This window comes from Rhodoferax bucti, assembly GCF_005876985.1.
Classification (GTDB): Bacteria; Pseudomonadota; Gammaproteobacteria; order Burkholderiales; family Burkholderiaceae_C; genus Allorhodoferax; species Allorhodoferax bucti.
Window position 1 is genome coordinate 716,375 of the sequence record NZ_VAHD01000001.1, and the last position, 13,500, is coordinate 729,874.

Annotated in this window: 12 protein-coding genes; 6 read left to right on the forward strand and 6 right to left on the reverse strand. The window is 60.7% G+C overall.

What is annotated here, in order from left to right; genetic code table 11:
• Positions 1 to 33: 33 nt before the first annotated feature.
• Positions 34 to 588, forward strand: coding sequence for an adenine phosphoribosyltransferase (locus FDM28_RS03400; protein ID WP_138513026.1), 555 nt, complete (start codon positions 34 to 36; stop codon positions 586 to 588).
• Between the two features lie 21 nt (positions 589 to 609).
• On the opposite strand, the gene FDM28_RS03405 is transcribed toward FDM28_RS03400, so the two are convergent.
• Genes FDM28_RS03405 through rpmH form a run of 6 tightly spaced genes read right to left on the reverse strand, consistent with a single transcriptional unit; the run spans position 610 to position 5,338 of the window.
• Positions 610 to 1,287, reverse strand: a complete 678-nt coding sequence (locus FDM28_RS03405; protein ID WP_138513027.1) for a hypothetical protein — start codon at positions 1,285 to 1,287, stop codon at positions 610 to 612.
• Positions 1,288 to 1,327: 40 nt separating this feature from the next.
• Positions 1,328 to 2,731 carry a tRNA uridine-5-carboxymethylaminomethyl(34) synthesis GTPase MnmE gene (mnmE, locus tag FDM28_RS03410; protein WP_138513028.1) on the reverse strand — a complete coding sequence of 468 codons (1,404 nt, stop codon included), beginning with the start codon at positions 2,729 to 2,731 and terminating at the stop codon, positions 1,328 to 1,330.
• Between the two features lie 15 nt (positions 2,732 to 2,746).
• Entirely contained in the window at positions 2,747 to 4,444 is a 1,698-nt protein-coding gene (yidC, locus tag FDM28_RS03415) for a membrane protein insertase YidC (protein ID WP_138513029.1), read from the reverse strand.
• Positions 4,441 to 4,713: a membrane protein insertion efficiency factor YidD gene (yidD, locus tag FDM28_RS03420; RefSeq protein WP_138513030.1), complete on the reverse strand. Its 273-nt coding sequence runs from the start codon at positions 4,711 to 4,713 to the stop codon at positions 4,441 to 4,443. The genes yidC and yidD overlap by 4 nt, the downstream gene beginning before the upstream one ends.
• The gene (locus FDM28_RS03425) at positions 4,710 to 5,171 is read right to left on the reverse strand and encodes a ribonuclease P protein component (RefSeq protein WP_138514243.1); all 462 of its coding nucleotides are present in this window, start codon (positions 5,169 to 5,171) and stop codon (positions 4,710 to 4,712) included. Before FDM28_RS03425 ends, yidD begins: the two co-directional genes overlap by 4 nt.
• Before the next feature lie 32 nt (positions 5,172 to 5,203).
• Positions 5,204 to 5,338 carry a 50S ribosomal protein L34 gene (gene rpmH, locus FDM28_RS03430; protein ID WP_006299042.1) on the reverse strand — a complete coding sequence of 45 codons (135 nt, stop codon included), beginning with the start codon at positions 5,336 to 5,338 and terminating at the stop codon, positions 5,204 to 5,206.
• A gap of 275 nt (positions 5,339 to 5,613) precedes the next feature.
• Here rpmH and dnaA point away from each other — a divergent pair, with 275 nt between their 5' ends.
• From dnaA to FDM28_RS03455, 5 genes are all read left to right on the forward strand, one after another.
• Positions 5,614 to 7,026, forward strand: a complete 1,413-nt coding sequence (gene dnaA / locus FDM28_RS03435) for a chromosomal replication initiator protein DnaA (protein WP_138513031.1) — start codon at positions 5,614 to 5,616, stop codon at positions 7,024 to 7,026.
• Between the two features lie 98 nt (positions 7,027 to 7,124).
• On the forward strand, positions 7,125 to 8,231 hold the full coding sequence (gene dnaN / locus FDM28_RS03440; protein ID WP_087495810.1) for a DNA polymerase III subunit beta: 1,107 nt from the start codon (positions 7,125 to 7,127) through the stop codon (positions 8,229 to 8,231).
• An 84-nt stretch (positions 8,232 to 8,315) separates the two neighbouring features.
• Positions 8,316 to 10,919, forward strand: coding sequence for a DNA topoisomerase (ATP-hydrolyzing) subunit B (gyrB, locus tag FDM28_RS03445; RefSeq protein WP_138513032.1), 2,604 nt, complete (start codon positions 8,316 to 8,318; stop codon positions 10,917 to 10,919).
• Positions 10,919 to 11,602 carry a DUF3348 family protein gene (locus FDM28_RS03450; protein WP_138513034.1) on the forward strand — a complete coding sequence of 228 codons (684 nt, stop codon included), beginning with the start codon at positions 10,919 to 10,921 and terminating at the stop codon, positions 11,600 to 11,602. The genes gyrB and FDM28_RS03450 overlap by 1 nt, the downstream gene beginning before the upstream one ends.
• A 6-nt stretch (positions 11,603 to 11,608) precedes the next feature.
• Positions 11,609 to 13,495, forward strand: a complete 1,887-nt coding sequence (locus FDM28_RS03455; RefSeq protein ID WP_138513036.1) for a hypothetical protein — start codon at positions 11,609 to 11,611, stop codon at positions 13,493 to 13,495.
• The last annotated feature ends 5 nt before the right edge of the window (positions 13,496 to 13,500 follow it).

Below are 13,500 nucleotides of genomic sequence, written 5' to 3' on the forward strand. Positions count from 1 at the left end.
CCGCGCCACCGGGGCGCTTTTTTGATTAGCACCATGCAACACCTCAGCGTCAACCAATACCTCCGCGACCACATCCGTACCGTGCCCGACTGGCCCACGCCGGGCGTACAGTTCCGGGACATCACCCCGCTGCTGCAGGACGCCAAGGTGTTCCGGGTACTGATCGACGCTTTTGTGCACCGCTACATGGACAACGCCATGCGCCCCGATGTGGTGGCCGGGCTGGATGCGCGCGGCTTCATTCTGGGCGCAGTGGTGGCGTATGAACTCAACATCGGCTTCGTGCCTATCCGCAAAAAGGGCAAGCTGCCCTTCACCACCGTTGAAGAAACCTACGAACTCGAATACGGTAGCGCGACCGTGGAACTGCACACCGATGCCGTCAAAGCGGGCGACCGGGTGTTGTTGATCGACGACCTGATCGCCACCGGCGGCACCATGATGGCCGGCAAAAAACTGCTGGAGCGTCTGGGCGCCCACGTCATGGAAGGGGCCGCCATCGTGGACTTGCCGGAGCTCGGTGGCTCTGACAAATTGCGGGAAGCCGGCCTGCCCTTGTTCACCCTAGTGGACTTCGCCGGCCACTAAGCGGCCTCGGCGCCCCCCTCGTTAATTCAGATCGCCGTACTGGGTGCCGCTCAGCGGCGACGCGCGCTCATCCAACTGGGTATCCGCAAAGCGGGGCGGCGGCTGTGGATTGCGGCGGGACGACTTGACAATCTCCCCGGGTGCCGACAACTGCGTGGGAGGCGGCACCGATGCAATGGCTTGCTTGAAAGCCTCCACTTCCGACGCCTTCAAGGGCTCATAACGTGGGTGCGCCTGCTTGGCAGGTGCCGGCTTGACGTGGGACAACTGGGTACTCACATGCTCATTGACCCGCCAATAAACTGCCGTGACCAAAATATCGTGCCGCGTCTTGGCGATCTTGGCGATATGCGTCTCAATGTCGGAAAGGCGCGCCGTATCGCTCACATTCTGGCGGGCCATGTCCATCATGATCAGGTACTGACGTCCGCGTGAGTCCAGAGACAAGACCTTGAACTTGTAGCTGCTGGACAGCATGCCCGCGCCGGTCATAGACTCGCGCACCACGGCGTACAGCAGCTCGCGGCGCTCCAGGCGCTCACTGCGGCGGTTGGCCGCAACACCCGGCACCGAATGGCTGGTGCGCGCTGAGCCGCTACGCACCAATGGCAAGGTGGCATCCACCTGCGCCAACCCCGAAGTTTCGGAGGGCGAGGATTTCTGGGAAGGGCGGCGGGTCAACCAGCTTAAAAATGACATGGAACTCAAACGCAGGAGTAAGCCTGAAAGTGTAGTGCGGCTATTTGCCGATGCAAAATTTGGAAAAGATCACGCCTAACAAATCGTCGGCCCCGAACTCCCCGGTGATCGAATTCAATGCGTTTTGGCCCAGGCGCAATTCCTCGGCCAACAAGTCCAAGGACGCAGCCCCGGAAGACAGCCACTGCGCCGCCGTTTCCAGATGTTCCCCCACCTGCCGGAGGGCCTGCAAATGCCGTTGGCGCGCAATGAAGGTGCCCGCCTGCGCCGGCTGCCAGCCTGCGGCGCGCAGCAGGCTCTGACGCAAAGCATCCAGACCCGCCCCTGTTTTGGCAGACAGGGCCAGGCCCTCGGAGGGCGTGCCCTTGTCGCTGGCGTCCACCTTGTTCCAGACATGAATCACGGGCACCGATGCAGGTAGTTTTTGGCCGATAGCGCCCGCAATTTCTGCGTCAGCTGCTATATATTCAGGAGCATCGCGACGGGTCAGATCGTGCAAAAAAAGTACCGCATCCGCGCGCTCAATCGCTTCCCAGGCGCGGGCAATGCCGATTTGCTCCACCGCGTCTTCGCTGTTGCGCAGACCGGCCGTATCCACGATATGCAGCGGCACACCCTCGATCTGGATGGTCTCCTGCACCTTGTCGCGGGTCGTGCCGGCAATCGGGGTCACGATCGCCAGCTCTGCACCTGCCAAGGCGTTGAGCAGGGACGACTTACCGGCATTGGGCTGCCCGGCAATCACCACGGTCATGCCTTCGCGCAACAGCGCCCCTTGGCTTGCTTTTTGTAACACCTGTTGCAAAGTCAGCTGCAAACGCTGCAGCTGGCCCACGGCATCGGCCTTTTCCAGAAAATCGATTTCCTCTTCCGGAAAGTCCAAGGTCGCCTCCACCAGCATGCGCAAATGGATCAAGGCATCCCGCAACACCGCGACTTCTTTGGAGAACGCGCCCGACAAAGACTGGCTCGCGCTGCGCGCGGCTGCTTCGGTGCTGGCATCAATCAAATCGGCAATCGCTTCCGCCTGCGCCAGATCCAGCTTGTTGTTCAGGAAAGCGCGCTGGGTAAATTCACCCGCCTCGGCAATGCGCAGGCCGGGCAGCACCACGCCATCCGGCGTGGGCGCCGCTGTGGCCACTTGCATACAGCGGGCCATCAGCAGCTGAAGCACCACCGGGCCACCATGGGCTTGCAGCTCCAGCACATCCTCGCCCGTAAAGGAGTGTGGCCCCGGAAAGAACAAAGCCAGCCCGTGGTCTAGCGGCTGGCCTTGGGCGTCCGGAATCGGAAGGTAAGTGGCTTCTCGGGCGCGAAGGTCACGCCCCAGCAAGGACCGGATGAAAGCCCGCAGATCCCTGCCGCTCAGGCGGATGATGCCCACTGCACCACGGCCGGAGGCCGTGGCAATAGCGACGATGGGGTCTGCGTGTCGTGCGAGCACGGTCCCAGCCCGTATTTACTTGAACTTGGGCAGGTTGAACTGCGGTGGCACGCCCATGCGGGTGTTGATGATCCACTGCTGTGCAATCGACAAGATGTTGTTGGTGATCCAGTACAACACCAAGCCCGACGGGAAGAAGAAGAACATCACGCTGAAGGCCAGCGGCATGATCCACATCATCTTGGCTTGCAGAGGGTCAGGTGGCGCGGGATTCAGCGCAGTTTGCAAGAGGGTGGTCAGGGTCATCACCACGGGCAGGATGAAGAAAGGATCCGGCGACGACAAATCATGAATCCACAGCACCCACGGAGCATTGCGCATTTCCACACTGGACAAGAGCACCCAGTACAAGGCAATAAACACCGGAATCTGGATCATGATGGGGAAGCAGCCACCCATGGGGTTGACCTTTTCCTCCCGGTAGATCTTCATCATTTCCTGCTGCATTTGCTGCGGGTTGTCCTTGAGGCGTTCACGCATTTCCATGATGCGCGGGTTCACCGCCTTCATCTTGGCCATGCTGGCATAGGCTTTGGCATTGAGCCAGTAGAAAGCAACCTTGAGCAACAACACCAGGGCGACGATAGACCAACCCCAGTTTTGAATGAAGGCGTGCAGCTTGTCGAGCAACCAGTACAAAGGCTTGGCCAAAATGGTCAACCAGCCATAGTCTTTCACCAGCTCCATGCCGGGCGCTAGGGCTTCCAGCTTCTTCTCTTCCTGGGGGCCCACAAACAGCTTGGCTTCTACGGCCTTGGTTTGACCCGGGGCCACCGTTTCCAGCGGCGTGATCATGGTGGCGCGGTAGCAGCAATCGGCCACGGTGGCGCCGACGTCTTTAGCGTCCAGGGAGAAGGTACGCTTCACATCGGCAGGCAAGATCCAGGCGCTGGCGAAGTAGTGCTGCACCATGGCGACATAGCCGTTGGTGCTTTCCTTTTCAAAATCGGCCTTGCCTTTTTTGATGTCAGCAAATTCCACTTTCTGGTACTTCTTGACATCGGTATAGACCGCGGGACCCGTGAAAGTCGAATAAAAAGAAGACTCGCCCGCCGGCTTGTTGCCATCGCGCACCAGTTGCAAATACAACTGAGGGCTGACTGCCGCTGTGCCGGTGTTGATGACTTCGTGCTTAACAGCAATGTCATAGGCACCGCGACGCAAGGTATAGGTCTTCACCAGTTTGATGCCACCCGTGTCTTGCGAGGTAAAAACAAGCTTGAGCTCGTCTTGTCCGTCCTTGAGAGACTTGTCGCCACTGACCGCCATGACGGACTTGTGGGTCGGGAAGCTGTCAGGCGCAGCACCACCAATCAAACCGGTTTGGGCTTGGTAGAAGCGGGCGGGGGTGTCATCCAGCAACACAAAGTTGCGGGTTTTGTCGTTGGAGTCCAGATATTGCAAGAACTCGGTACGAACCAATGCGCCGCCTTGGGTATCAAACGTCAACTTCAGCACATCGGTGCTGACGTCAAAACGCTCGGATGCCACCGCCGCTGCAGGACCGGCAGCAGGTGCTTGGCCGACAGCCGCAGGTGTAGCAGGCACAGCTGCCGATGCGCTGGCGGCGCCCGCCGGAACAGCCGCTGCCTTGGCAGCCGGGTTGGGGAAGAAAGTGGCTTGCTTGCCATTGTGGATCTGCCACTGGTCCCACAAGAGGACCATGGAGAACCCAAAGATCACCCACAAAATGGTGCGGCGAATATCGTTCATGAAGACTTCTTCTCAGAGGGGGATTGAATCAAGCGACTGAACAGTCGCGGCGCATTCTCAGGCACGGGATCGTGCCCACCCGCGCACCACGGGTGACAGCGCGCAAGACGCGCAACCGTCAAATAGCTTCCTATTGTCGCACCGTGGCGCTCCAGGGCCTGCAGCGCGTACACAGAACATGTGGGGTTAAAGCGGCACGCCGAGCCCAGCCACGGACTGAGCAACAGGCGGTAGCCACGGACCAAGCCCATCAACAACCCCTGCATCATGCGGAGGCCTTGCTTTCGGGATCTGCCTTCTGCGGGCGGGGGCCGACGATTTGGACAAACAAGTCCAGCAACTCTTGCCGTACTGCCGCCTTCAAGGCATCCGAGCTTGCGCTGACAAAGTGCTTCCGATCAAAGTCCCGGCGCAAGCGGATCAGATGGGCTTTTTCTTTCAACAAGGGCGCAAACTCCACGCCCAAGTGATAGACCTGCCGCTTGATAGCGTTGCGCGTAACCGCACGCTTGGCCCAGCGTTTGGGCACCATCGCCCCCAGCCAGATACCGGGCGCGGGGAACACCGACACAGCTTCTTCGGGCGCAGAAACACCAACAGCGCAGCAATGCATAGCAAAGTGCGCTGTTTTTGAAACCGTGGTGCCACCCAGAGCCGCTTGGAACTGGGCGCGCGTTTGAAGGCGCTTAAGGGCAGGCGGTCTGCCGGTTTGCGGTTCCGCAGTCACCAAAAGCCAAAGCTTTGGTTTGCGAAGCCGTCTTAGACAGCCAGACGCTTGCGGCCCTTGGCGCGGCGTGCGTTGATCACAGCGCGGCCGCCGCGTGTCTTCATGCGGACCAGGAAGCCGTGGGTACGTGCGCGACGGATTTTGGAAGGTTGGTATGTGCGTTTCATGAAATTTTCCTAACAGGCTCAGTGGGTATCCGCGCGACCCATCGATGCATTCCACCAACGGCCTAACAGCGCAGATTTCGGTCTTATCGCCCCGAACACAATCAGGGGAACCGCGGATTATCGCAAACTTTATCAATCAGGGCAACACCTTAGGAACGAATCAGATTCTTTTGCACGAACTGCACACTGCGCCCTACGGAATGTGGATAAAGTATTGATAAATTAGAATCCGCTTCGCAGCAAACAACAACTATCCACAGAAGCTGACCCGCACAATGACCCAGGGCTCCCATCCCAACTCCCACGACGGCTCCAATTTTGAACTCGGGCAAAGCCTGTGGCAAAGCTGCGTCGACCAACTCGCACAAGAACTTCCTGAGCAGCAATTCAACACCTGGATCAAGCCGCTGACCGCCCTCGCCCACGAGGACATGTCCAAGATCACCGTGTTCGTGGCCAACCGCTTCAAGCTCGATTGGGTGCGCGCCCAGTACAGCCAACGCATTGCAGCCATGCTGGAGAAGCTTTACGGGCAAGCTGTAGCCGTAGAGTTAGTAATCACTCCGCGTGAAGCTCCTGTGCGCCCGGCCATGGTGCCACGCGCTGCAGAAGTACCTGCCGCCATCGAAGAAGTGGAGGTCGGCGAAGACCGTGTCGCCGGTGGCCCCAAAAGCCGGCTCAACAGCATGCTCACGTTTGAGAGCCTGGTCGAAGGAACGGCGAACCGCATGGCGCGTGCAGCGGCTATGCATGTCGCCACCATGCCGGGTCACCTTTACAACCCCTTGTTCATCTATGGTGGCGTGGGCTTGGGCAAGACCCACTTGATGCATGCGGTTGGCAACCGCTTGCTTGTGGATAAGCCCGGCTCCAAGGTGCTTTACATCCATGCAGAACAATTTGTGTCAGACGTGGTAAAGGCCTACCAACGCAAAACTTTTGACGAATTCAAGGAGCGCTACCACTCCCTGGACCTGCTGCTGATCGACGACGTGCAGTTCTTTGCCAACAAGGACCGCACGCAGGAAGAGTTCTTCAACGCCTTCGAGGCCCTGCTGGCCAAAAAATCGCACATCGTGATGACCAGCGACACCTACCCCAAGGGCTTGGCGGACATCCACGAGCGCTTGGTATCGCGTTTTGACTCCGGCCTGACCGTGGCCATCGAGCCACCGGAGCTCGAAATGCGGGTGGCGATTCTGATCAACAAAGCGCATGCCGAGGGCTCTGAAATGCCCGAGGAAGTGGCCTTCTTCGTAGCGAAAAACGTGCGTTCCAACGTGCGTGAATTGGAAGGCGCGCTGCGCAAAATCCTGGCGTACTCGCGATTCAACCAGAAGGAAATCTCCATCCAGCTGGCCCGCGAAGCGCTACGCGATCTGCTGTCCATCCAGAACCGGCAGATTTCGGTGGAAAACATCCAAAAAACCGTGGCCGATTACTACAAGATCAAGGTTGCGGACATGTATTCCAAAAAGCGGCCCGCCAGCATTGCCCGGCCGCGCCAGATTGCCATGTACCTAGCCAAGGAACTGACTCAGAAAAGCCTGCCCGAAATCGGTGAGTTGTTCGGGGGGCGCGACCACACCACGGTGCTGCACGCGGTACGCAAAATCGGCGGCGAGCGCCAGCAGCTCACCGAGTTGAACCAGCAGCTGCACGTTCTGGAGCAAACCCTGAAGGGTTAACCGTAAAAACTAGCCCTTGCCCCCCGTAACTCACTGAAAAAACAGGGAAAATGGCAGGATTGAATGAATGTTTGGCAGAGTTTCACAAAGAGGTTGACATGATCGTATTGAAGGCAACGCAAGACAAGGTCTTATCGGTTCTGCAATCGGTGGCCGGTATTGTCGAACGCCGCCACACCTTGCCCATTCTTGCCAACGTGCTGTTGCGCAAAACCGGGACCTCCCTGCAACTCACCACCAGCGACCTCGAAATCCAGATCCGCACCACCGCAGAACTGGGTGGCGACACCGGCAACTTCACCACCACCATCGGTGCGCGCAAGCTGATCGACATCCTGCGCACCATGCCCGGGGACCAAACCGTGTCGCTGGAATCCAGCCAAAGCAAAATCATCCTCAAAGGCGGCAAGAGCAAGTTCACCCTGCAAACCATGCAGGCCGAAGACTTTCCTCTGGTGCAAGAGAGCGCCAGCTTCGGCCCCGTGTTCAGCGTGCCGCAAAAGACCCTGAAGGACCTGCTGAGCCAGGTGTCCTTCGCGATGGCAGTCCACGACATCCGCTACTACCTCAACGGCATTTTGTTTGTGGCCGAAGGCAAGCAACTCAGCTTGGTCGCTACCGACGGCCACCGCTTGGCCTTTGCCTCCGCCACCCTCGATGTGGAAGTGCCGAAGCAGGAAGTGATCCTGCCGCGCAAGACGGTCATCGAATTGCAGCGCCTGCTGAGCGACGCCGAAGGCGCCATCGAAATGCAGTTCGCTAACAACCAAGCCAAGTTCACTTTTGACGGCATGGAGTTCGTGACCAAGCTGGTCGAGGGTAAGTTCCCCGACTACAACCGCGTGATCCCCAAGAACCACAAGAACAGCATCACCCTGGGCCGCGAAGCGCTGCTCAAGACGCTGCAACGCACCGCCATTCTGACCAGCGACAAGTTCAAAGGCGTGCGCCTGAACATCGACCCCGGCAGCCTGCGTGTAGCGTCGAACAACGCCGAGCAGGAAGAAGCGGTGGACGAGTTGGACATCGACTACGGCGGTGACAGCATCGAGATCGGCTTCAACGTCACCTACCTGATCGATGCCCTGAGCAATATGAGCCAGGACATGGTGAAAGTGGAGCTGTCCGACGGCAACAGTTCTGCCCTGATCACCATCCCCGATAACACGACCTTCAAGTACGTCGTGATGCCCATGAGAATCTGACGCTACAAAAACAGTAGCTGCCCGCGCAATCAAACCCCCGGCCTTCGGGGGTTTGGTCATTAAAGAATCGAGAGAAAGTTAGCCATGACCGAAGAAAACAAGTCTGTTCCAACCCCCGAAAACAACGATGGACTCGTCCATACGGGCGATGCGGGCACAGACAGTTCCAACTTCCAGCCCACCATCGACACCAACCAAGCCGGTGCGACAGAGGCTTATGGCGAAGGCTCGATCCAGATTCTGGAAGGCCTGGAAGCCGTGCGCAAGCGCCCCGGCATGTACATCGGCGACACGTCCGACGGCACCGGCCTGCACCACCTGGTGTTCGAAGTGGTGGATAACTCGATCGACGAATCGCTGGCCGGCCATTGCGACGACATCTTGGTCACGATCCACTCCGACAACTCCATCAGCGTCGTCGACAACGGCCGCGGCATTCCCACCGGCATCAAGCTCGATGACAAGCACGAGCCTAAGCGCTCGGCCGCTGAAATCGCGCTGACCGAGCTGCACGCTGGTGGCAAGTTCAACCAAAACAGCTACAAGGTGTCCGGCGGTCTGCACGGCGTGGGGGTGTCCTGCGTGAACGCGCTGTCCAAGATGCTGCGCCTGACCATCCGCCGTGACGGCAAGGTCCACACACTGGAATTCAGCAAGGGCTTTGTGCAAAACCGGATTGTTGAAACGCAGAACGGCATCGACATCTCGCCCATGAAGATGATCGGCGACACCGAGAAGCGCGGCACCGAAGTGCACTTCCTGCCCGACACCGAGATCTTCAAAGAGAACAACGATTTCCACTACGAAATCCTGTCCAAGCGACTGCGCGAACTCAGCTTCCTGAATAACGGCGTACGCATCCGCCTGAAGGACGAGCGCAGCGGCAAGGAAGACGACTTTGCTGGCGCCGGTGGCGTGCAAGGCTTTGTGAACTATGTGAACAAGGGCAAGACTGTTTTGCACCCCAACGTGTTCCACGCCATGGGCGATCGGCAGAGCGACCAAGGCACCAACATCGGCGTGGAAGTGGCCATGCAGTGGAACAGCGGCTTCAACGAGCAAGTGCTGTGCTTCACCAACAACATCCCCCAGCGTGACGGCGGCACCCACCTGACCGGCCTGCGCGCGGCGATGACCCGCGTCATCAGCAAGTACATCGAGCAAAACGAGCTGGCCAAGAAAGCCAAGGTCGAAGTCACCGGTGACGATATGCGCGAAGGCCTGTGCTGCGTGCTGTCGGTCAAGGTGCCCGAACCCAAGTTCTCCAGCCAGACCAAAGACAAGCTGGTGTCCAGCGAAGTGCGCGGCCCGGTGGAAGACATCGTGGGCAAGCTGCTCGCCGACTACCTGGAAGAGCGCCCGAACGATGCCAAGATCATCGTCGGCAAGATCATCGAAGCCGCCCGCGCACGTGAAGCCGCGCGCAAGGCCCGCGACATGACGCGCCGCAAGGGCGTGCTAGACGGCATGGGCCTGCCCGGCAAGCTCGCCGACTGCCAGGAAAAAGACCCCGCAGGCTGCGAAATCTACATCGTCGAGGGTGACTCCGCCGGCGGCTCCGCCAAGCAGGGCCGCGACCGGAAGTTCCAGGCCATCCTGCCCCTGCGCGGCAAGATCCTGAACGTGGAAAAAGCCCGCTACGAAAAGCTGCTGACCAGCAATGAAATTTTGACGCTGATCACCGCACTCGGCACCGGCATCGGCAAGGCCGGTGGCAGCACCGGCAATGACGACTTCAACGTCGCCAAGCTGCGCTACCACCGCATCATCATCATGACCGACGCCGACGTGGATGGTGCGCACATCCGTACCCTGCTGTTGACCTTCTTCTACCGCCAGATGCCCGAGTTGGTGGAGCGCGGCCACATCTACATTGCCCAGCCCCCGCTCTACAAAGTGAAGTCCGGCAAGGAAGAGTTGTACCTGCAAGGCCCTGCCGAGCTGGACAGCTTTTTACTGCGCATCGCATTGGTGAATGCCTCGGTGTTTACCGGCGGCACCAACGGCGCCACCTTGAGCGGCGACACCTTGGCCGAACTGGCGCGCAAGCACCAGGTGGCCCAAGCCGTGATTGCGCGCCTGAAAAACTTTATGGATGCCGAAGCCCTGCGCTCGGTAGCCGACGGCGTGGTGCTGAACCTCGACACCGTGGCGGACGCCGAAGCCTCTGCCGCCGCCCTGCAAGCCAAGTTGCCGGACGCTGAAGTGGCCGGCGAGTTTGACGCCCGCACCGACAAGCCTATCCTGCGCATCAGCCGCCGCCACCACGGCAACGTGAAGAGCAGCGTGCTCACGCAAGACTTTGTGCACGGCGCCGACTACGCCGCCCTGGCCGAAGCCGCCAACACCTTCCGTGGCCTGCTGAGCGAAGGCGCCCGCGTCATGCGCGGCGAGGGCGAGCGCCAAAAGGAAGAAAAGGTCTCCGACTTCCGCGAAGCCATGGCCTGGCTGATTGCCGAAGCCGAACGCACCTCGAGCCGCCAGCGCTACAAGGGCTTGGGCGAAATGAACCCCGCCCAGCTGTGGGAGACCACTATGGACCCCACGGTGCGCCGCCTGCTGCGTGTGCAAATCGACGACGCCATCGAAGCCGACCGCGTGTTCACCATGCTGATGGGCGACGAAGTGGAACCACGCCGCGACTTCATTGAAACCAACGCCCTGCGAGCCGGCAATATCGACGTTTGATGCAGGGGAGTTCGGGGCCCTCCAGGCTCGCAGACCTGCTGGAATCGTGGGCGCCGGTAGACGGACGCGCGACCCGGCAGGACTGGATTCAACATTGGTCGGCGTGGATCGGGCCGCTGGATGCAATTGCACTGAGCGGGGCTCTCTCAGAGGTCCGCTCTACGGTGCACGCACCACCTGCGAGACCAGGCACCAAAGACACGGATCTGGGCGAAGCCTACCGGCTTCTGCGCAACGATCTGCTGGCCTTGATTTGCACACCACCCGTACCGCAGTCCCGCGGAATTGCGCGCCCGCTACCGGTGGTGCCGGGGGCAGCGGTCGTAGCCGTGGAAGAAGATTTCGGCAGCTACAAGCAGCGCTACCTGGATATTGAGCGCCGCATGGAATGGCGGCTAGGCCCTTTCCGGCAGCATTGCCGCGAAGTGCTGACACACACCAGCACACGGCTCAGTCAGTTGGCGCGGCTGGACGCCGCACTGGAAGACATGCTGGGCCTGCGCAGCGAAAGCTTGCTGGCCCGCCTACCCGCTGTGCTGGAGCGGCGCTTTATGCAGCACCGCGACAAGGGGAGCGCCGCAAGCGCTTTTGAACAGGATTTTCAGGCCGCCATGGTGGCCGAATTGGACTTTAGATTGGAACCGGTCGCGGGCCTTGTAGAGGCTTGGCGCACCGGCTCCTGAGACGACATGAGCAAAGATTTCAACCGGTTTCTTATTCCCGGGGCAGCTGCCCTCGGGGCTTTTTGTGTGCTTTGGATCAGTGCCGGCTTTGTGGGCACCAGCCACCTCGCACTGGGCATGACACTGCTCATCGGCGTGGTGTACGCCACGGGCATCCGCGAGCTGCAGCGCTTTCGGGCGAGCACCGCAGAACTGCGGCACGCGCTTAACGATATCCCGCAAGGGCTGGCGTCTTTGGGCGACTGGCTGGAGCGGGTTCCTGCCCCACTGCAGCACTCCGTGCGCCTGCGGATTGAGGGGGAGCGCACTGGGCTACCCGGGCCTGCGCTCACGCCCTATCTGGTCGGCCTGCTGGTCATGCTCGGCATGTTGGGCACCTTTTTGGGCATGGTGCTCACCTTCAAGGGTGCCGTGTTTGCGCTGGAAGGCTCTGCGGATTTGCAAGCCATACGGGCCGCGCTGGCCGCGCCCATCAAGGGCTTGGGTTTGTCTTTCGGCACCTCCGTAGCGGGGGTGGCTACATCGGCCATGCTGGGTTTGGTGTCTGCCCTCTGCCGCCGCGAGCGTCTGGACGTGGCCCGCCTGCTGGACAGCCGCATTGCCACGGTGCTGCGGCCTTTCTCGCTGGCCCACCAGAGGGAAGCCAGCCTACAGGCACTGCAACAGCAATCGCAGGCGCTGCCCGGTGTGGCGGAACAGCTGCAACGCTTGATGGAGCACCTGGAACAGCGCCACGAAGCCCTGAGCACCCGGCTGGAGGCACAGCAACAGGCCTTCCACCAGGAGGTCAGCGGGGCGTACACCGGCTTGGCGCAATCGGTCGCGCAGACGCTGCAAGACAGCTTGCTGGCAGGCACCCGGCAGGCGGGTGAAGCCATGGTGCCGGTGGTGCAAACCGCCATGCACCACGTGGCCACAGAGGCACAGGCCCAGCACCAGCGCACCAGCGCAGCGCTGCACGCCCAACTGAGCGAGATGCAGGCCAGCTTCCAGGCGGGTACCCAAAGCCTGACTGCGGACTGGGCCTACGCCCTCGAACGCAGCACCGCCACCCTGCAAGCCGAGTGGCAACGCACAGGTGCCGAAGCCTTGGCCCAACAACAAGCCATGTGCAAAGCACTGGATGCAAGCGCTGCCACCGTCACCACCCAGGCAGCAGAGCAGGCAGCGACGGCCATGGCGGGTATCTCCCGTGTGCTGGAGCGCGCAGAGACCCTGGTCAGTGCCCGCCAGCAAAGCGAGGCCGACTGGGCCCAGCAGCAGCACGCCCGCATGGACCAGCTCGCCGCGCTCTGGCGCACGGAACTCGCCGCCTTGCGCACCGAAGAAACGGCGCGTGGCGAGGCCGCCGCCGAGCGCCTGGGCGCACTGACCACCCAGTTGCGCACCGAGATGACGCGCCTGGATGAACGCGACACCGCGGCGCTGCAAGAGCGCCACGCGCTGATGGAGCGCCTGCACGGCCTGCTGCAATCGGCCGAAGCCACGACCCAGGGGCAACGTGCAGCCATCGACACCCTGGTCACCACCGCCGGCCACACACTGGTGCAGGTGCAGCAGCAATTTGCCCAAACGCTTGCACTGCAAACCGACAAAGCCGAAAGCCTGGGCGCCCACCTCAGCGGCAGCGCGATTGAACTCTCCAGTTTGGGCAACAGCTTCCAGCATGCCGTGGAGTTGTTTGTACGGAGCAACGAGCAACTGGTGCACAGCCTGCAAGGCATGGAAGCGGCGGTCGGCCAATCGGCAGAGCGCAGCGATGAGCAACTGGCTTACTACGTAGGTCAGGCGCGTGAGGTGATCGACCTGAGCCTCAGCTCGCAAAAGGCGGTGCTGGAAGACCTGCGCAAGCTGCGCAGCCCCGCCTCCGGGCCCACACCGGTCAACGCGTGATGGTG

Coding starts and splice junctions, on each gene's coding strand:
- FDM28_RS03400 (WP_138513026.1), top strand. CDS start 34: ATGCAACACCTCAGCGTCAACCAATACCTCCGCGACCACATCCGTACC.
- FDM28_RS03405 (WP_138513027.1), bottom strand. CDS start 1,287: ATGTCATTTTTAAGCTGGTTGACCCGCCGCCCTTCCCAGAAATCCTCG.
- yidC (WP_138513029.1), bottom strand. CDS start 4,444: ATGAACGATATTCGCCGCACCATTTTGTGGGTGATCTTTGGGTTCTCC.
- yidD (WP_138513030.1), bottom strand. CDS start 4,713: ATGATGCAGGGGTTGTTGATGGGCTTGGTCCGTGGCTACCGCCTGTTG.
- rpmH (WP_006299042.1), bottom strand. CDS start 5,338: ATGAAACGCACATACCAACCTTCCAAAATCCGTCGCGCACGTACCCAC.
- dnaA (WP_138513031.1), top strand. CDS start 5,614: ATGACCCAGGGCTCCCATCCCAACTCCCACGACGGCTCCAATTTTGAA.
- dnaN (WP_087495810.1), top strand. CDS start 7,125: ATGATCGTATTGAAGGCAACGCAAGACAAGGTCTTATCGGTTCTGCAA.
- gyrB (WP_138513032.1), top strand. CDS start 8,316: ATGACCGAAGAAAACAAGTCTGTTCCAACCCCCGAAAACAACGATGGA.
- FDM28_RS03450 (WP_138513034.1), top strand. CDS start 10,919: ATGCAGGGGAGTTCGGGGCCCTCCAGGCTCGCAGACCTGCTGGAATCG.
- FDM28_RS03455 (WP_138513036.1), top strand. CDS start 11,609: ATGAGCAAAGATTTCAACCGGTTTCTTATTCCCGGGGCAGCTGCCCTC.